Origin of the sequence: Larkinella insperata, from assembly GCF_026248825.1 — a bacterium.
Lineage (GTDB): Bacteria > Bacteroidota > Bacteroidia > Cytophagales > Spirosomataceae > Larkinella > Larkinella insperata.
In genome coordinates this window covers 4,883,861-4,903,104 of the sequence record NZ_CP110973.1, presented here as the reverse complement: position 1 = coordinate 4,903,104, position 19,244 = coordinate 4,883,861, and the positions used below count along the sequence as shown (strand labels likewise).

The window sequence follows — 19,244 nt, the reverse complement described above, 5'->3', positions numbered from 1 at the left end:
TTGCTCCCATGAAAAAAACGGTTCTGCTGCTTGTTGTCTTGCTGACCGCCCGCGTGTGCCTTGCTCAACATAAAGATCTGGATAGCCTCCGGGCCCAACTAAAATCTCCCGCCCTGGCAGATACCATGCGGGTTAAAATTCTGTTTCGACTCGGATACGCCCTGACCGAAACCAAACGCGATACGGCCCGGGCTTATCTTGACGAGGCCCTGAGCCTGGCCCAGCGGAGTCACTACCCCAAAGGCGAAGTAAACATCCTGCTGTCGCTGGCCTACCTGAACCTGGAGAAAGAGCCCCAGCTGGCCATCCGGCAGTTGCTGCGGGCCCGGCAGATCGCCTGGCAACTCCCCGATCCGGGCCTGCGGTTCCGCGTCGACAGCGTGTTGGGGTATTTTCACAACGCCTTACAGGAATACCGCAAAGGAATCGACTATTACCGCCGTTCGTTGGGGTCTCTCAGTCCGACCGATACGGTAAACCGAGTTTCAGTCTACATCAACATCGGCCATTTGTACGAGCGACTGGACCGGCTGGATTCTGCCCGTCACTTCCTGCTCCAAGCCCTGCCGATGAGTCAGCGGGCGTCGCCGGGGGCACTGGCGTATGCGTATTATTGCCTGGGGCTTGTGGAAGAAAAAGAAGACCAGCCCAACCAAGCGCTCAACCATTACCGCCAGAGCCTGAAAGCCGCTACCGCCGTTGGTGATCGAAAAAGTATGCGGGAAGCGACGTTGCTTCTCGGCCAGGTATTTTACCGCCTGAATCAGCCGGATTCGAGCCTGCTTTACAGCCGCCGGGCCTACGCGCTGGGCAAAGACAATCCGTATTCCAGCGGTATGCAGACCAATAGCCAGCTGCTGGCCACCTTGTTTATGGACAAGGGCCGGCTGGACAGTGCGCTTTTTTACCAGGAACTCAACTCCACCATCAAGGATTCCATCTACAGCCAGGAGAAGCAGCGCGACGTGCAGACCCAACTGTTCCGGGAGCAGCAGCGGGAACAGGCCCTGCGTGAAGAGCAGCGGGCGTTTGAAAGTCAGGTAAAAATATACGGGTTGCTGGGCGGCATGGCGGTTTTACTGCTGCTGGCCGTCGTCCTGTTCCGCAACAACCGTCGGCAGCAGCGCACCAACGCCCTGCTCGATCGGCAAAACCAGCAGATCCAGCAGCAGCACGATCAGTTGGCCGACTCGCTGACGTCTCTCCAGCGCACCCAGGCCCAGCTTATTCAGCGGGAAAAGATGGCGTCGCTGGGAGAACTGACGGCGGGCATTGCCCACGAAATTCAAAACCCGCTGAATTTCGTCAACAACTTTTCCGAACTCAGCAGCGAACTGCTCGACGAACTCCGGACGGGACCGTTGCAGCATTTACCGACCGGGGAACAGCCCTACGCGGCCGAAATCCTGGGCGACCTGTCGCAGAACCTGGCCAAAATTCACCACCACGGCCAGCGGGCGGATGCCATCGTCAAGGGTATGCTGGAGCACAGCCGCAGTGCTACGGGCCGGAAAGGACCGACGGACCTCAACGCGCTGGTGGAAGAATACCTCAGACTGGCTTACCACGGCCAGCAGGCCCAGGATAGCGGCTTTACGGCCCAGCTCGTCACCGAACTTGATTCGGCCCTGGGACGGATGGATCTCCACCCGCAGGACATCAGCCGGGTTTTACTGAATCTGTACAACAATGCCTTCTACGCCGTCCGGCAGCAACAGCGGAAAGCCGAAACCGGCAGCTACCACCCCACCATAACGGTGCGGACCGAACGTAGCGGTGGGCGGGCCATCATCCGGATTCGGGATAACGGGACCGGCATTCCAGAAACGGTTCAGCAGAAGATTTTCCAGCCGTTTTTCACCACCAAACCCACCGGCCAGGGAACGGGTTTGGGGCTATCGCTCAGTTACGACATCATCACCAACGGCCACGGCGGCCGGATCGACGTCAGCAGTCAGGAAGGCCACGGGGCCGAGTTTGTCATCGAATTGCCGGTGGAGGTTCCGCTGCCCGAAATAGCGGGCGAGAAATAAAGGCACGGTTATTTTTACATCCGCATCCAACGCAGCGGCTCGTTTTGGGGTCTACCAAACGTATTTCCAGCCCCTAGACTCCATTTCTCCGCATGAAAGCCCCCCTCCTGCTGATTTTTTTGTCCGCCGTTTTTCTGGCCGGATGCCCGATGACTTCGCCCAAAATCAATTACAAGACGGCCCGTCTGCCGGATGAACCGACCAACTTTAAAGAGTTGAACACCCCGTACGATGATTACAATTCGGCCGGACCGCCCATGCTGGGAACGGGCGGCCCCTTCTTTTTTTCCTCCAACCGCCCCAACACCTTCCGGCCAAACGGACCGAGCAGCTTCGATATCATGGATTACGCCATCACGATTAGCTTCAACCAGGAAGACGGAAGCTGGTACCGCCGGGCCGACCGGTTATCGGGGGGCCGCGAAACCTACGGCTACATGCCACCGCCGGATTACACGGGCAATTTCGATTTTCACCTGTTTAGACGCATCAATACGTCGGGCAACGAACTCGGCCCTTTCGTCCGTACCTACCCCAATCAGGAGAAAGAAGTGTTTTTATACGCCAGCGACAGCACCGGCAACCTCGACATTTATTTTCTGCACTACGCGCCGTATCACGGTGCCAGCCGCGCTTACGCCGGGGAAGGACCGCAAAAAGCCGCCCTTCTGAACTCCCCGCATGCCGACGCATACCCAACGCTGACCGAAGCGGGTGACCAACTGCTGTTCACCTCCGACCGCACCGGTTCGTTCGATCTGTTTGCGGTTCCGGTTTCCCCGGAAAATTTGATGGCCAGTCTTCAGGCCAGCCCCTCGTCTACCGCAACACCCCGGCCCCTTGCCGCCCTGAATAGTTCGGCCGACGACAAATGCCCGTACATCAACGGCTCGTTGCTGGTTTTCACCTCGAATCGACCCGGCGGGTACGGCGGCTTTGATCTCTATTATTCAAAATGGGAAAACGGCGGCTGGTCGGCACCGGTTAATTTTGGCCCCGCCATCAACACCGCCCACGATGAATACCGGCCTGTGACGATGACAAGCGATCTTTTCGAAAATGATCTGATGATATTTTCCTCCAACCGACCGGGTGGCAACGGCGGTTACGACCTGTACTACGTCGGCATTCCGCGCGGGATGATTCAGCGGGATTGATAGGCCCGGCGACAACGACCGCCAGCACCGAACCGTCCGGCTTTACCGGTTAAACGGGTATTCGTTGATCCAGTGAAAACCGCGGTTGACCAGCAGAAACTGCCCCACGTGCTGCTTTTTCAAGCGGGCGTAAACCGAGTCCTGACGAATACACCCCCGAATCACCAGTGAGTTGGTATCCGGACGCTGGTAGGCAAGCTGGTATTTGTGAGCGGTATCGTAGCGGTCGTACACGATGGCCTTCGACGTGGCGGTATCGGGTTCGAATGCGTAGCGTTGCAGGCTGTCGTTCATTAACCGAACCGTTAGGTTGGCAAACCCATTGTAACCGCCCACAACCACCTGCCGCCAGCGCGTGGTGTCGGTGGTCACGGGAGCCAGCGTATCACCGTTCAGCGCAAACGACTCAACCTCGTATAAACCATACAAGGGCGGTTTCGGAGCCTCATCGCCGTATACTTCCATCGCTTCCAGACCGGACCGGATGTTCCCAAACAGCACCATACCAATCAGGAGCGTTTTCACCACCAGCCGACCCAGGCGAAACGGGCGGGTTATCCGGAAAGGGGTTACATCGAGGGCGGGGGACGGGCGGTTCAGCAGCAGAACGTTGATCAGCCGTTTGCCCTCAGCCGCCAGCACAAACAGGGTCATTAACAACAGATTGAACGAATAGAGCTTCACGGGCACATCGAAGCAGAGGTTAATGGCAACGATATTACCGATGACCGCAATCAGAATGACCGCCCCCAGCGCCGTGGTGCGCCGGAACAGCAGCAACGCTCCGCCAATGACTTCGCCCAGCCCCGTAAACCAGTTGTAACCCGTAGAATAGCCCATAAACGTCCAGGCCAACCCCATCGGCGACGATTCTCCGTAGGGTTGCAGGAGCCGGTTGATGGGGGGAAACGGAAACTGGGTCTTAAAGAGTTTGGCAAAGCCGTAGCCAAACATGGTAAATGCCAGATAATACCGCAAAATGACCACCAGCCAATAGAGCAAGGTGTTGTAGTTGGCGCGTTTTCGGTCTAGAACCGTCCAGACAACCAGCGCCGTCAGCGACAGCGTTGCGAAACAGAGGACCTGGACGTAGTTGAACGTCGTATCGCCACTGCCGTTGGGAAATACCGTGATTTCGTAGGGCAGATGAAGAACCGCCCGGCCCACCCACGGCACCAGGGCATTCCAGGCAGGGTTATAAAACCAGGTCAGATAATAACTACCGGGAACATTCTCTAGCGGAAACGGAAAAACGTAGAACAGGAAGTAAACAAAGAAAAACCGAAAAGCGAGCTTCTGGGCCGTGTTCCAGTGCAAAGGATAAACAAGAGCTTGGTTCATACGGAAGGGTGGCTGGACTAGTAGCCAACAAAATACGAAGGGGCCACGGGTTAGCCAATGACACGCGGAACAATTCTGTTTTCGGCTTGATACCATCGGTTTAACCGGCAAAAAACCAAGCGATACCGACAACAATCTCCGGGCAGAATGTTAATCTTTGTCGTTCTGGTTAAGACGAATCACGGTATGAACGCTTCCGATCAAATTCAGCAGGTGGAGCAGCGGCTTCAGAAGGCCATGCTCTCCAGCGACCTGGTAGAACTAGATGCCTTGTTGTCTGACGAACTGCTGGTGACCGGCCCGGACGGGCAATTGGTGGGCAAAGCGGAAGATTTGGCAACCCACCGGGCGGGTCGGCTTCGCCTTTCGGCGCTGGTGGCGCAGGAAACTAAAATCAAGCTACTGTCCGACGACGTTGCCGTTGTCTTTGCGCTCATGTCGCTGCGGGGCACGTTTCAGGAACAACCGTTCGAAGGCAGTTACCGCTACACCCGCGTCTGGCGCCGACAGAAGGAAAACTGGCAGATCATTGCCGCCCACATCAGCGCGGTTGCGTAAGCCGACGGCCTTAGTTGGCATCCGCAACGGGGCTTTCCGAAAAAACCGGTTCGGAGGGTGCGGAATTGGGTTTTCCACGCGTCACGGAGATGATCGCACCGGTTAAGACCAGGCCAGCCAGCACCAGATACACCGAGTGCATCCCCCTTAACTGGGCGCTCGTCGATTCGGGCGCAACGTGCTGAAGGAGACCATAGCGGTTACGGGCACTGTACCAGACGGCAGCCGCCACGGCGATACCAATCACGAAACCCAGGTTCCGCATGAAGGCAATCACACTGCTGGCTACTCCCCGCTGGGCCACCGGTGCCGAATTCAGGGCACTGCTGCTGTTGGGCGACTGAAACAAACCAAAACCCATGCTCACCAGCGCGCTACGCCAGACCACGTCTTTCCAATCCCAGGTACTGTCCAGAAACGAGAGGGCAAAATAGCCGCTGGCGGTGATCAGCAGGCCGGTGCTGGAGAGCCAACGGGTTGGAACGCGGCTGGACAAATACCCCCCCAAAGGCGCTACCAGACTGAGCGTCAGAGGACCCGCCAACAACACCAGCCCGGCCCGCTCGGGCGTCAGGCCGATGATCTGCTGCAAGTAGAACGGAATTACGAATAGATTGCCGCCCGAGGCCACAAATCCGCAAAAAGCTGCCAGGATGGCCGCCGTGTAGGCCCGGATTCCGAACAGGCTCAGCGGCAACATCGGCTCACGGACCCGACCCTCCCACAGAATGAACAGCACCACCAGAACCGCTCCGACGGTAATCAGGGTAATCACGAGTGGATGCCCCCACCCGTAGTCGTTTTCCGGACCGAAATCCAGACCGATCAGCAGGGTGGTAACGCCCGCGACAAACAGCCCGGCGCCGACCAGATCAAACCGTTGATTGGTCACCTTTGGGCTGGCGGGCAGAATGGTCCAGGCGCGCCAGATCGCCAGCAAACCGATGGGCACGTTAACAAAAAAGATACTCGACCAGCCAAACTTTCCCAGCAGCAAACCGCCAATGACCGGTCCGGCGCTCGAACCAGCGGCCACAATGGACCCCATAAATCCCATCGCCTGGCCCCGCTCCTGGGGCGCAAACGTATCGCCGATGATTGCCGGACCAACGGCATAAATCATGGCGGCCCCCAACCCCTGAATCACCCGAAAAACCACCAGCGATCCCAAACTCCAGGCCAGTCCGCAGAGCAGAGATCCCAGCACAAACACGCAGAAACCCGCGATGTAGAGCTGCCGACGCCCGACCAGATCCGACAACTTGCCCATGATGAGCAACGTACTGGTGGTCGTCAGCAGGTAACAGAGCACAATCCATTCGACGCTGTCACCGGCGTTCAGCTCCCGCCGGATGGTGGGCAGCGCAATGTTGACAATGCTGCTGTCGAGGGTAGACATGAACGTTCCGAACATCAGGGTGCCCAGAATCATCCATTTGTTGGGAGCGGAAGAAGGTACAGTTGAAGCGGGTGCGGACGAAGACACGGAAAGTAAAGTTAATTCGGGGATATAACGGCTTTCTCCGACCGGTTGTTTCGCCTTGCCCCATTGCATTATCCAAAGCAAAAGTCCCCTGTTGGCAAACCCGCTGGATTTGTAAACAAGGGACCTATACGCCCGCCATCCGGAGAAACCGCCAGCAACGCATTGGCCGGTCCGACCGATTTAGGAATAAGTCGGTCGGACCGGCCAGAGCCGTTTGTCTTCGTATTTGCTTAGTGACGCTGACCGTTTTGCACCACAAAATCGTTGAAAACAGCCTGCTGGCCCGGTATTCCATTGGCCGTAACGCCGACACGAACAGCCCGGTCCCAGGGGGGCAGAAAAGCCCCGTCCAGGGGTTGGCTGGTCAGGGATTGGTAGTTTTTGCCGTCCGTCGAGTAAGCGAACGTAAAGAGATGGCCGCCGGTCGCCAGCAGTTGCAGATGAACCGATTTGCCAGCCACAAGCGGCTGCGTCGACAACACGGTTTTCTGGCCCCGCTGCACTTTCCAGACCGTTAAATCGCGCCCGTCCGTCGAAACGCCCAGGGCATTATCATCGTCGCCGATGGCCGCCAAACCGGCCTGCCCCGTCGTGCGTTTCCGGTTGATGGTCGTGGTGACGGTATAATCGCCCGCCAGCGTCCGCTGAGCCACCGCGCTTCCAAATTTATTCGGTTGGGCCGACAGAGTTAGCGCGCCCTTCTTGACCCGAAAAGCCGGCGGCTGGAAAATGGACCATTGCCACTGATCGGATAAGGCTTTTCCCGTAAACGAGTCCGAGATGGTCGCCGGGGCGGGTTTGGCGTTTGCCAACAGAGCGGTTTCGGGCAGGAATTTGATCCAGCCATCTTCCGTAAAAGTAAACTCCTTCAGAACCGCCTGCCGACCGGTATACACGTTCGACTCCTTGTCGTAGGCGTGGTAGAGGAAATAAAACTTGCCGTCTTTTTCGATGGCCGTTCCGTGGCCCGGGCAACGCCAGGAGCCTTCATCGGTCAATACCGGGTTCTGCGCGTACTTTTCCCAGGGTCCGAGCAGGCTTTTGGCCCGCGCTACGCCCGTTGCGTAGGTACAACCCGTTCCGCAGCAACCCGCTCCGGCGTAAATCGCGTAGAAGTAGCCGCCGTGCTTCACCATCGCCACCCCTTCGACCAGGTTGTTCTCCCAGGGGGTATCGTTCCGAAAAAGCTCCTTCTTTTCGCCGGTCAGGGCGGTGCGCTCCTCGTTCATCGGCTGCGCCCAGATGGGTGTCGGCTGCCGGACGCTGTTGCCGTCTTCCTTCCAGATCAGGTAGAGCTGGCCGTTTTCGTCGCGCATCGGAAACCCGTCAATCGAGCCGTCGGGCTGTCCCACCAGCGGACCGTGATCGCGGTAGGGACCCTCGGGACGGTCGGCGCTGGCCACGGCAACGCACAGGTTACCGCCCTTTTTGTGGGCGGTGTAATAAACGTAAATCCGACCCTTTTCCTCGGTGATTTCGGGCGCCCAGAAGTAGTAGTCGGCCCAGTCGGGCACCTTGGTAAAGATGTTACCAACCGTCTGCCAGTTGACCAGATCGTCGGATTTCAGGAGCGGATACGCCGGAAACCAGTTGGACGTAGTAGCCGACGCCCAGTAGGTGTTGCCTACTTTTGTAACGGACGGGTCGGGGTAGTCGCCCGGAATCACGGCGGGTTGCGCCCAGGCGGAGAGAATGGATACGTGGGTTAATAGAACGAGGAAAGCAACGCGAACTAGTTTCATAGGAATGCAGGGAATCTATTCGCCCGAAGGCCGTTTAATGTATTCGTTTAAGCTGACCGGTGAACCGAAATCGGGCGAGCCGTCGGCTTTCCACCCGAAGGGTTGCATCCGGGCCGACCGGAAATCGGCGCAACCCTGGCCCGGAGCCGGGTTGGCGTGGTACACCAGCCAGTATTCCGGCGCCCCGGCAGTGCCCGGCGCGGTAAAAAAACTGTTGTGGCCCACTCCGTAGGTCGTGCCGCTGGCGTAAGGTCCGAAGACCGGATTCGGCGATTTGGTCCAGGCCGTCTGGGCAACGAGGTTGGCGGTGGTGTCGGCCGAAAGCTGCCCCAGCGCGTATTGGTCGGTTCCGCAGAAACTCGCCGAATAGACGATAAACACCTTGCCGCCGTGGACCAGAAACTGCGGTCCTTCGTTGACGCCAAACCCCTGTTTTTCCCAGGTCAGCTCCGGGGTCGACACCCGCACCCGCGACCCTTCCGCCGTATACGGGTTGGTCAGTTTGCAAATGTATATATTTTGTGATCCACCCAAATCGTTTTCCCAGCCCGACCAGGCATAAACCAGTTGACCGTTGAGCCGCACCACCGTGCCGTCGATGGCCCATTTGTTTTCGGGCAGGTTCAACTGCCCCCGGTCGATCCAGGTGCCGGTCGTCGGATCGGCGGACGCGTTTTCGAGCACAAACATGCGGTGCGTGGCATCAACGCCGTTGTTGTCGGCGGCATAATAGATGTACCACTTCCCGTTGATGTGGTGGAGCTCGGGGGCCCAGATGTCGCGGTTATTGGGGCCGGTGGCGGGGGGCGTCCAGACCGTCACCGGCGTGGCCGAAGCCAGGCGGCTGATGTTCCGGGTTTTGTAGATGCGCAGGTTGTTCCCGGTTGTGTGCATGACGTAATAAAACCCGTCTTTGTTGATTACCCACGGGTCCGGCGCGGACGACAGAATGGGATTTCTAAATTTGCCCACCGTATCAACCGGCGTAACGGGCGGGGGTGTTGGCGTCGAGGATTCTTCCTTGGACTTACAACCGATGGCGAATAACAACAGCAGAATCAGGCAATTTTTCATGGTTCGGAAACGCCGGCGCCAACGGAAAAATTCTCCTCCGTTGGCGCCGGCGTCATTTGGTCTTAATAATTCGGGTTCTGTGTCAGGTTGGGGTTCAGGTCGAGATCAAGCTGCGGAATGGGCAGCAACTCGCTTTTCCCCTTTACAAAGGTAGAAAAAGCCGGGTCGCGCGTTGCCAGTTGCGGCCCAAGATCGCCCCAGCGGGCCAGATCGTTCCAGCGGTGGCCTTCGCCCGACAGTTCCGTCACGCGCTCGTGTTTGAGCTGGCCTAGGAATTGAGCCTGCGTCAGGCCGGGTCGGGTGGCCGTCAGCGTTGGCAAACCGGCCCGCTGCCGAACCCGGTCCACAAACGGATACGCCTGGGCGGTTTTGCCGGTTGCGTTGAGGGCTTCGGCGTACATCAGCAGCACATCCGCGTACCGGATATACCGCCAATTGTTGGGCGAGCGGTAATCTTCGTTGTTTCGCCAGTGATCATTCTGAAATTTGCGGAACCACACCCGTTTGTTGTTGGTCCCATACCGTTGCAGAAACGTCTGGCCGTAAATCTGGGTAAAGGCCGGGCCGCGCACGTCGGTTGAGTCAAACAGGAACGACGCTTCCAGCCGGGGGTCGCGGGCGCCGGTGGTCGTTCTTTCGTAAAATTCGTAGATAGGCCAGCGGTTTGCTTCACCGTCCGACCAGCCAACACCCGAAGGACCAAAAAACTGGGCCAGCGACGTACCGTAGTTGTGGTTCGGCGTCTCGCTGTCATCATCGGTTCCTTCGGCCGGGTTGACCTGAAACTGCCATTCAAATACCGACTCCCGGTTGTTTTCGGTCGAAATCAGAAAATTGTCGCGGTAGTTGGGCATCAGGGAATAGATGGTCCGGCCCTCGCCCTCGGTCAGCCATTGCAACGGCGTCAGGGCTTCGTTGTATTTCTGCTGCTGCATCTGAGCTTTGGCCAGCAGGGCATAAGCCGCTCCTTTTGTAATGCGGCCCAGTTCGGCGCCGGTGTAGGAAGTCGGAAGCACCGCAGCGGCTTCCGTCAGGTCTTTTTCAATCTGCGCCCAGATCTGCGCGATGGTAGCCGAAGCCGGTCGGTCACCCACCACCGTCGGTTCCAGAACCAGGGGCACATTGCCGAACAGCGTCACGAGGTGATAATAAAACAGCCCGCGAAAAAACTTCGCTTCCCCGATGTAGCGCTGCCTCAGGGTTTCGTCCATCGGAATGTTGGGCACGTTGGTGATGACCTGATTAGCCCGGTTGACGCCGATGTAATTGTCTTGCCAGACACCCACGGCATTGCCGTAATTGTAATCCGTGATCAAGAACTGGTCCATGTTGTTGACAATGTCCGTCGCTGGGCTCTGGCTGCGTCCTTCGTCGGAGCGAATAATGTAGTAGAACGGCATCCAGCGCGAAATGCCGCCCCGGTGCAGGGTACTGTAAACGGAGTTGACGCCCGCTAGTGCATCGGCTTCGCTCTTCCAGAATGATTCGCTGGTTAGCTGGTTGGGGTTGAGAATATCCAGGTTTCGGTCGCAGGCTGTCAGCAGTGAGGTGGCCGCCAGCCCCAGACAGATCAGTATTTTTTTCATGATGAGAATGCGTTTTGGTTAAAATTCACCCGAGAGGCCCAGCGAAATGACGCGGGGTGAGGGCCAGTGCCCGTCGTCGACACCCCGTTCCTGAATATTGATCCCCGTAATGTCCGGGTCCATGCCCGAATAGCCGGTGACGGTAAAAATATTCTGGCCGCTGATGTACGCCCGGGCGTTGCGCACCTTGATGCGGGAAAGCAGCGTTTTCGGCAACGTGTAGCCGATTTCCACATTCCGCAGCCGGACGTACGACGCGCTTTCCAGCCAGCGGTCGGTATAGCCAAAGTTGTTGGAAATTATTCCTTGCGGATTGTAGACATTGGGATTTGGCGTGGCTTCCAGAGCAATGCGCGGGTCATCGGTATTTGTGTTGGTCGGTGTCCACGGGTTCACGTCCGCCCGGAAGTTGGTATTCTGGTAGCTGTCCAGCGCCCGGCGCACACCGTTGTAAACCGTATATCCAAATACGCCCACAAATTGCAGGTTCAGGCTAAACTGGTTGTAACTGGCATTCACCTGGGCACCGGCCTGGAGTTTCGGCCAGGGCGAACTCACAAACTGCCGGTCGTCGTTCTGGGTAATCTGGCCGTCGCCGTTGGTATCGACGTACCGGATGTCTCCGGGTTGGGCGTTCGGCTGAATCAGATTACCGTTCGAACCTCTGTAATTGTTGATCTCTTCCTGCGTCTGGAAGATTCCGTTTGTTTTGAGCACGTACCACTGCCCCACCGGCCGACCGACCTGCGAACGGGTGTTGCCGCTCTGGATGTAATTGATGTCCTGCCCCTGATTACCAACATTTTCAACCCGGTTTTTGATCGTCGTCAGGTTGCCCGACACATCCCATTTCAGGGCGTGTTCGTTGTTGCGGTACGTGACGGCCAATTCAACCCCCTGGTTGCGAATCGACGCGGTGTTCACGTATGGGTTGCCCTGAAGGTTTCCCAGGTAGCCCGGAACCGGCAGGTTCAGCAGGGCATCCGACGACAGCGTGTTGTAGTAGTTGACCTCCGCCGTGATGCGGTTGTTCAGAAAACTGGCCGTTACCCCGTAGTTCTGCGACAACCGCTCTTCCCAGCGCAGGTCGGGGTTGGCAAGCTGGGCCTGATACGCCCCCACGTTCGGCGTTTGGTCGGGACCGAAAATGGCGCGGGGGTTGCTGTTGATAAAAGCCGTGTACGGAAACGAACCCAGCGTTGGTACCACGATGCCCAGCTTCCCGTAGGACGCGCTCACTTTTAGGTCGGAAACCCAGGGGACGCTGAAAAACTTCTCCTGACTGATGCGCCAGGCTCCGGCCACCGACGGGAAAAAGCCGGTTCGGTAGTTGGAGCCAAACCGGGAATCCTGATCGACGCGACCCGTCAGCGTCAGCAGGTAAGTGTCGTTGTAGGCGTAGTTGACCCGGCCCAGGTACCCCAGGATGGTGTAATGGGCTGGGGTGCCACCGGCCGAATTGGAAATTCCCGTGGCCGCATTGATGGTCGGGAAATACTGCCCGCCCGAGGTAGCCAGGTTGGTCCGCGACCCGCCCGTGTTGTCGCGCCGGGCCGTTTGCTGGCTAACGCCAAGCACCCCGTTGACGCTGTGCTTGCCGAAGGTTCGGTTGAAGTTGATCGTGTGCTCAAACAGCAGGCTGTAGTACCGCGACCGGTCCTCCCCGACCGAACTGGGCACCACGGCGGCATTGTACTGATAAACGCCGATCCGGCGCAGGTTCTGGTTGTAGTCGAAGCTCACTTCCAGACCGGCGTTGAAGCGGTAGGTCAGCCAGTCGGCGAATTTGAAATCCAGATAGGCGTTCCCGACGGCTTTGGCGAAATTGCTCCGGTTGCTCGCCAGGTTGCGAACCGCTACCGGGTTGAAGGCATACGTCACCGCATCGGGATAAGTTCCGATCCCGAAGCCCAGCGGGTTGGTGGCGTTGGCGTAGCGCGGGTCCTGCACCGGAATAACGGGCAGCATCTGGACCATGTCGTAAATCGGATTGCCCCCCGGAAAATTCTGAATGTTTGAATTGGTCAGGACCAGATTCTCGCCCACCGTGAAGCGCCCCAGCTCGCTCCGGGTGTTGATGCGCAGACTGGCCCGGTCGAAGTCGCTGCCGATGACGTAACCGGCATTTTTAAAATAACTTCCCGAAACAAGGTAGGAACCGGTTTTGGTGCCCCCGGACAGCGTCAGGTTGTAGTCCTGCAAACTACCGGTGCGCAGAACCTGGTCCTGCCAGTCGGTATTGATGTTTGGGTTGAACGTCCCGGTGGCAACGCTGGTGGGGGGCGCCTGGGCGGAGTTTTCGTATTGCTGCCGCTGCAAAGCCGCAAAGCCCGACGCATCCATCACATCCCAGCGTTTGTAGGCATTCTGCACCCCGTACTTAGCCGAAAACGACACCCGGGTCGGGCCTTCCTTGCCCTGCTTGGTAGTAATAATAATGACCCCGTTGGCCGCCCGCGACCCGTAAATGGCGGCCGCCGACGCGTCTTTCAGGACCTGAATGGACTCAATATCGTCGTTGTTGATGGTAACGTTCGCGTCGGCAATCATGCCGTCGATGACGTACAGCGGATCGGTATTCAGGAAGCTGGCCACCCCGCGAATCTGGACGGAAGCCTGCTGGCCGGGAACGCCGGTGTTCCGGACGGTTACCCCCGGCGATAAGCCCTGAATGGATTCGGCCAGGGAGTTGGCGGTTACCCGGTTGGCCTGTTCGGGGCTGATCACGTCGTTGGCCCCGGTCACGTCCCGCTTGCGGACGGTCTGGTACCCAATAACGACAACCTCGTTCAGGGTCAGGTTGTCGGGTACCAGCTTGATGGTGATGGTAGTCTGGTTGGCAAGGGGTACGTCCTGCGTCACGTAGCCCACACTCGATACCGTCAGGGTGGTAGCCTCATCGGCCACGTTCAGGGCAAAATTGCCATCCGCGTCAGTGGTCGTTCCGTTCTGGGTCCCTTTTTCAATGATCGACGCACCCGGCAGGGGGGCGTTGTTTTCGTCTACAACCTGACCGGTAACACGTTTTACGGCGACCTGATTCGCTGATCCCGGCCGGAATGGTGAAAGTAGTGATGAAGCAGTTCCTCGGGATTTGGCCGCCAGCAGGGGTGCCGTCGGGGATTGGGCAACGCTGTACAGGCTTAACCCCATCCAGAGGACGGTTAAGGGTACACATCGGTTTTCCATAAAAAATCGAAAGGTTAAATTATTCAGACAAATGAAAGAACATAGGCCGACGACGGTTCCGGGCCGTCGTTGGTCAATGCAGTTGTGCCTATTTGAAAAAAGACACGCCCCGGACAGATTGTTTTTTCGTCATGTGAAATATTTCCTAAAAAGTATGGCAATACCCACAAACGGCAGATAACGAACTCGTATCAAGGAAGAAACGTCATCAACCCGTTTTTGACTTTGAACCGGTTCGCCCGGAATCAGAAATGAGGCAATGGTCCGCCGGGGAGTAAAAGCTTCTGCGCTGGGACGTACTGGTTTTTGCAATCCCATAAAAAAAGCCCTCCCTTCTGTCGAAGGGAGGGCTAAAAGGAACCTGTTTCTACGCAGTTATTGATTTAGGTTCGGGTTAATGGATGTATCCGAATACGGTAACGGAAACCAGTAATTAGCTTTCGTAATGGCCTTGATCGGCTGAAGATCGTCCGGGCTCTTGTTGGCGTTGGCGGCTTCCACCCGCTCCAGCCGAACCAGATCGAACCAGCGGGTGCGCTCACAGGCAAACTCCCAGGCCCGCTCCTGAACCACGGCGTCGGCAAACTGGGTCGCCGTCAGACCGTCGGCCAGGGTCAGTGGCTTGGCGCCCGTCGGGAGCCCCCGCGACCGAACCTGGTTCAGCGCATCGTAAGCCGCCTGGTCCGGACCGCCCGTTCCGCGGGCTTTGGCTTCGGCGTAAATGGTCAGCACGTGCGGATACCGCATCATCACCGACGGCAACGAAATGCTGGACGTTACAATGTTGCCCTTAATATACCATTTCTGGTAGTACGGGTGCTTGGTCAGGCTCTGCTGCCAGGGAATTTTGGTGGCGCCCAGGCCGAATTGCGTCCGGAAGGTAGCGTCTTTGCGGGGACCTGCCGGAAAGCTGTTGAAGAAATTAAGCTCGGCAAACATATCGTCCCAGCCGCCTTCTTCCCCGGGCATGGTCGTGTTGCCATAGGTGGCGTTGGCCGTACCGCTGCCGCCCGTAAACCCGCTGATCTGAAACACCGATTCCGGAAGGATGGCCACCCCCGGATCGTTTTCAAAAACGGCGGCAAAGGTTGGCATTAGGGCAAATCCGTACGTAGCCCGGTTGTCGATTACCTCTTTCGCCTTCGCTGCGGCCAGGTCGTACTTGTCGGCTTGCTTGAGGGGCCAGCCCGCCATGGTCAGGTACACATCGGCCAGAAACGCCTTGGCCGAACCCACGTTGGGCCGACCCGGATCGCGCCGGGTGTTGGGCAGCAGGGTTTCCGCTTTTTTCAGATCGTCGACAATCAGGGCGTACACTTCGGCCGGGGTTGATTTCTTGATCGTCAGCAGATCTGCCGAGTATTCACCCGCCGTCACCAGCGGAATGTTGCCGTAAAATCGGGTCAGCCAGTAGTAGGAGAATGCCCGGATAAAGTGTGCTTCCCCGGCAATGATGTCGATGGTCGCTTTGGTGCCAACGGTTTTGCTGTAGTTGTTAATGACGTTGTTGGCGCCCTGAATGGCTTTGTAACAACCGTTGTAGACGGCCCCCGACCGCTGGTTGGTGGTCGAGACGTTAAACTGGTCGAACTCGCGCCAGTCGGCTTTGTTGCTGGCGGGGTGGGTCGTTACGTCGTCGCTCCCGAGCGTGGCCGCATTGGCCGAGGGGTGAATAAAACCGTAGCCCCATTGGTTGGCTAGCCCGCGGTAAGCCCCGGTCAGGGCCGATTCCAGGCCGTCCTGCGTGGACAATACGTTGGGGCCGTAGAGCAACCCGTTGGTGTCTTCTTCCAGGTAATTTTTGCAGCCCGCTCCCAGCATGGCTACGAGGGAAAATAGCAGTAACTTTTTCATGGATGGTCGAAAGAGGTTAGAAGCCGAGGTTTAAGCCAAACGTATACGTTTTGGAGTTGGGGTACGACCCGTAGTCAATACCGATGGCCGTGTCCGTTCCCGAACCCACGCGCGCCGACTCCGGATCCGGACCTTTGTACTGGGTAATCGTCAGCAGGTTGGTCGCGCTGAAGAATACCCGGACATTGGCTTTATTACGGAGGAAATTATTCGGCACGTTGTACGCAAGGCTGACGTTTTTCAACCGAACGAAGGAGCCATTCTCCAGAAAGCGGCTCGACTGGGTAAACGGCTGGTACGTTCTGGTAAACGCCGGAATGTCGGAGGTTTCGTTGCCCGGACGGTAATAGTCGCGGATCTCCGACAAAATGAACTGCCGGGCATCGCCCGAACCCGACAAGGCAGCCGCCCGCGTGTAGTTGAGCTTATCGACGCCAAACACCCCGTTGAAGAAGACGTTCAGCGTTAACCCCTTGTAGGAAACGGTGTTGTTCCAGCCCCCGGTGGCTTTCGGGAACGCCCGACCAATGACCTGAAAATCGTCGGTGGTGATTGAGTTGTCGCCGTTTAAATCTTCGTAGCGCGGATCACCCGGAACGCGGCCGTAGCGGGCGGCCAGATCGGCTTCGCCCGGCTTGAAGGTGCCCAGGTACCGCAGTCCCCAGTACGAACCCATCGGTTCACCCGGCATCAGCATAAACTCGTTGGTGGTCGACATACCGCCCCCCACGCCCGTACCGGTGCCCAACCGGGGCAGGTTACCCAGGCTAATAACGCGGTTTTGCAGCGTCGAAAAGTTCAGGTTCGTTTCCCAGCGTACGCCCCCCTTGTCGATGGGTGTTCCGCCGATCGAGAATTCAAACCCTTTGTTTTCAACCTCGCCCACGTTGCGGGTTTGGGTACCGCCCCCGGCGTAGCTCGGAATGGCCACGTTCAGCAGCAGATCGGTCGTGTTTTTCTTGAAATAATCGGCTTCAATCCGCAGCCGCCCGTTCCAGAATTCCATTTCCAGCCCCACATCCACCTGCCGGGTAGTTTCCCACTTGAGGTCCGGGTTGCCGGGGTTGCCCAGAATTACGCCCGCCGTTGCCGCCGTGTTGTTGAAGCCCACGTTGGTTGTTCCGTAGGTCGACAAGGTTGCGTACGGGTTGATGGCCTGGCTACCCGTCATCCCCCAACTCCCCCGCAGTTTCAGGTTGCTGAAAACGTTGAGGTTCTTGATAAACTCTTCTTCCGCCAACCGCCAGCCCAGGGCCACCGACGGGAAAAGGCTGTAGCGATTGGCCTCGCTGAACTTCGATGAGCCATCCCGCCGAACCGCAGCCGTGACTAGGTAACGATCCTTGTAGCCGTAGTTGACGCGACCCAGCAGCGAGAGCAGTGTCCATTTCTGGTAGCCCGACGATACCGTAGCTGCGGTATTGCCGCCAATGTTGTCGTAGCCCAACTGCGGAAACCGCAATCCGGAAGCACTCGCGTTGAAATTCCGATCCGTGAATTGCTGCGTCTCCAGCACGGCCACGGCATTGATCGAGTGGTCGCCCACTTTCAGATCGTAATTCAGCGTGTTGGTGTTTTGCAGCGTGATCTGTTCCGATGAATACCGGCTGGCATTCGGCACGTTGTTGGACAGCCGCTTGCCCGTGAAGTTCAGGTTCTGCGCGTTCAGGTAGTTGATGGCATACTGCAAATCAACCGAAAGTCCTTTGATGGGCAGCTTGTAGTTCAGGCCCCCGTTCAGGTTGATGCTCGACCGGTTGGCGTCGATGGACTGATCGTACAAATAATCCAACGGGTTGCGGTAGACCGACCCGATGGGGTCCGTAAACGTGGGCTGGCCGTCAGCGCCGTAAGCCGGTGTAGTTGGCGCCCAAGCCAGCGCCTGCACAATGGCGCCCCCGTCGAGGGTGTTGTGGTTCTGCGAACGCGTTCCCCACAGATTCAGCCGGAACGAGAGATCGTCGTTAACCTGCGTGTTCAGGTTTGTGCGCAGAATGTAGCGTTTGAAACCGCTGTTGTTGACGATACCGTTCTGATTCAGGTAGTTGCCCGAAATCAGGAATGTCGTTTTTTCGCCCCCGCCCGATAGCGTCACCTGGTGCTGCTGGCCGGTCCCGGTCCGGAAAACCAGGCTCTGCCAGTCGGTTCCGCCGTTTTGTTTAAACTGCGCAATCTGGTCGGCGGTAAACGGCAGGTTCGAACCGGTTGCCGTGGCGCGGGCGTTCACGATTTCGGCAAACTCGCCCGCCGGCAGCACGTCGTACCGTTTGATGTTCTGCGAAATACCGTACTGGCCTTCGTAATTTACTTTCAGCCCTCTTGCTCCTTTTTTGGTTGTGATGATCACCACGCCATTGGCCCCCCGGCTTCCGTAGATCGACGTTGAAGCGGCATCTTTCAGAATCTGAATCGTCTCAATGTCGTTGGGATTGACAAAGTTGAAGTCGGCCCCCACGAATCCATCGACAATATACAGGGGGTTGTTGTTGCCCAGCACGGAGTTGGCCCCCCGAATCCGGATGCGGGCGTCGCCACCGGGGGCGCCGTTGGTCTGGGTTACCTGCACGCCCGCTGCCCGGCCCTGTAAAACCTGATCCAGACGGGTCACCGGTTGTTCGGCAAATTCTTTGGTAGAGATGGCCGTTAAAGCCCCGGTCACATCCGTTTTGCGCTGCGTTCCGTACCCCACCACCACGACTTCATTCAGCGTTTTCTGATCTTCGACCAGTTGAACATTGACGACCGAACGGCCGTTGACCGGGATGGTTTGGCTGACGTAACCGATGTTGGAAAAAACCAGTGACGCAGTGCTGGCGGCGTTGAGCGAAAATTTGCCCGAAACGTCGGTTGATGTCCCGACGGTGGTACCACTAACCTGGACGTTTACACCGGGCAGTCCCTGGTTATCGGGTCCCGTTACTTGGCCGGTCACCCGGTTGGTCTGCGCGAGGAGATACCCAGGCCCCAGAAGCAGAAGGAAAAGGAGGAAATTTAAAGATTTAACCATAACTGAAAAGGGTTTTTGTGAGAAAATCAGGCAAGTGAACAGACTAGGTTACATGAATCAGTCGGGAACCCCTGGGCGGGGCCGTCGCGATCACCCGGCCGGGCGGCATTAGAAAGCTTTTTCATACGAAGAAACATAGGCGGTTTTTCATGGTAGATTTGATTATAAACGAATAATTAAAACTTTGCTTAAACGATTAAGCTGCTTTACCAAATAA

11 protein-coding genes are annotated in these 19,244 nt (G+C 57.5%); 3 read left to right on the top strand and 8 right to left on the bottom strand.

Going from position 1 to position 19,244, the window contains the following annotated elements; translation table 11 throughout:
- The first annotated feature begins 8 nt into the window (after positions 1-8).
- Entirely contained in the window at positions 9-2,033 is a 2,025-nt protein-coding gene (locus OQ371_RS19890; protein ID WP_265990076.1) for an ATP-binding protein, read from the top strand.
- 92 nt (positions 2,034-2,125) lie between these two features.
- On the top strand, positions 2,126-3,190 hold the full coding sequence (locus OQ371_RS19885) for a TolB family protein (RefSeq protein ID WP_265990075.1): 1,065 nt from the start codon (positions 2,126-2,128) through the stop codon (positions 3,188-3,190).
- Positions 3,191-3,232: 42 nt separating this feature from the next.
- On the opposite strand, the gene OQ371_RS19880 is transcribed toward OQ371_RS19885, so the two are convergent.
- Positions 3,233-4,531: a DoxX family protein gene (locus OQ371_RS19880; protein WP_265990074.1), complete on the bottom strand. Its 1,299-nt coding sequence runs from the start codon at positions 4,529-4,531 to the stop codon at positions 3,233-3,235.
- A 186-nt stretch (positions 4,532-4,717) separates the two neighbouring features.
- Here OQ371_RS19880 and OQ371_RS19875 point away from each other — a divergent pair, with 186 nt between their 5' ends.
- The gene (locus OQ371_RS19875; RefSeq protein ID WP_265990073.1) at positions 4,718-5,089 is read left to right on the top strand and encodes a nuclear transport factor 2 family protein; all 372 of its coding nucleotides are present in this window, start codon (positions 4,718-4,720) and stop codon (positions 5,087-5,089) included.
- Between the two features lie 10 nt (positions 5,090-5,099).
- On the opposite strand, the gene OQ371_RS19870 is transcribed toward OQ371_RS19875, so the two are convergent.
- From OQ371_RS19870 to OQ371_RS19840, 7 genes are all read right to left on the bottom strand, one after another.
- Positions 5,100-6,575 carry an MFS transporter gene (locus tag OQ371_RS19870; protein WP_265990072.1) on the bottom strand — a complete coding sequence of 492 codons (1,476 nt, stop codon included), beginning with the start codon at positions 6,573-6,575 and terminating at the stop codon, positions 5,100-5,102.
- Between the two features lie 230 nt (positions 6,576-6,805).
- A complete protein-coding gene (locus OQ371_RS19865) occupies positions 6,806-8,317 on the bottom strand; it encodes a family 43 glycosylhydrolase (RefSeq protein ID WP_265990071.1) in 1,512 nt (503 codons plus the stop codon).
- 15 nt (positions 8,318-8,332) lie between these two features.
- The gene (locus OQ371_RS19860; protein WP_265990070.1) at positions 8,333-9,391 is read right to left on the bottom strand and encodes a glycoside hydrolase family 43 protein; all 1,059 of its coding nucleotides are present in this window, start codon (positions 9,389-9,391) and stop codon (positions 8,333-8,335) included.
- Positions 9,392-9,453: 62 nt separating this feature from the next.
- A complete protein-coding gene (locus OQ371_RS19855) occupies positions 9,454-10,977 on the bottom strand; it encodes a RagB/SusD family nutrient uptake outer membrane protein (RefSeq protein ID WP_265990069.1) in 1,524 nt (507 codons plus the stop codon).
- Positions 10,978-10,995: 18 nt separating this feature from the next.
- Positions 10,996-14,166, bottom strand: coding sequence for a SusC/RagA family TonB-linked outer membrane protein (locus tag OQ371_RS19850; protein ID WP_265990068.1), 3,171 nt, complete (start codon positions 14,164-14,166; stop codon positions 10,996-10,998).
- Between the two features lie 375 nt (positions 14,167-14,541).
- Positions 14,542-16,020 (bottom strand): RagB/SusD family nutrient uptake outer membrane protein, encoded by a 1,479-nt coding sequence (locus OQ371_RS19845; protein ID WP_265990067.1) that lies wholly within the window; start codon positions 16,018-16,020, stop codon positions 14,542-14,544.
- Between the two features lie 16 nt (positions 16,021-16,036).
- On the bottom strand, positions 16,037-19,027 hold the full coding sequence (locus tag OQ371_RS19840; protein WP_265990066.1) for a SusC/RagA family TonB-linked outer membrane protein: 2,991 nt from the start codon (positions 19,025-19,027) through the stop codon (positions 16,037-16,039).
- Positions 19,028-19,244 lie beyond the last annotated feature (217 nt).

Bases quoted from the DNA above. Each gene is read 5' to 3' on its own strand.
- OQ371_RS19880 (WP_265990074.1), bottom strand. From the start codon at position 4,531: ATGAACCAAGCTCTTGTTTATCCTTTGCACTGGAACACGGCCCAGAAG.
- OQ371_RS19840 (WP_265990066.1), bottom strand. From the start codon at position 19,027: ATGGTTAAATCTTTAAATTTCCTCCTTTTCCTTCTGCTTCTGGGGCCT.
- OQ371_RS19865 (WP_265990071.1), bottom strand. From the start codon at position 8,317: ATGAAACTAGTTCGCGTTGCTTTCCTCGTTCTATTAACCCACGTATCC.
- OQ371_RS19850 (WP_265990068.1), bottom strand. From the start codon at position 14,166: ATGGAAAACCGATGTGTACCCTTAACCGTCCTCTGGATGGGGTTAAGC.
- OQ371_RS19890 (WP_265990076.1), top strand. From the start codon at position 9: ATGAAAAAAACGGTTCTGCTGCTTGTTGTCTTGCTGACCGCCCGCGTG.
- OQ371_RS19855 (WP_265990069.1), bottom strand. From the start codon at position 10,977: ATGAAAAAAATACTGATCTGTCTGGGGCTGGCGGCCACCTCACTGCTG.
- OQ371_RS19875 (WP_265990073.1), top strand. From the start codon at position 4,718: ATGAACGCTTCCGATCAAATTCAGCAGGTGGAGCAGCGGCTTCAGAAG.
- OQ371_RS19845 (WP_265990067.1), bottom strand. From the start codon at position 16,020: ATGAAAAAGTTACTGCTATTTTCCCTCGTAGCCATGCTGGGAGCGGGC.
- OQ371_RS19860 (WP_265990070.1), bottom strand. From the start codon at position 9,391: ATGAAAAATTGCCTGATTCTGCTGTTGTTATTCGCCATCGGTTGTAAG.
- OQ371_RS19885 (WP_265990075.1), top strand. From the start codon at position 2,126: ATGAAAGCCCCCCTCCTGCTGATTTTTTTGTCCGCCGTTTTTCTGGCC.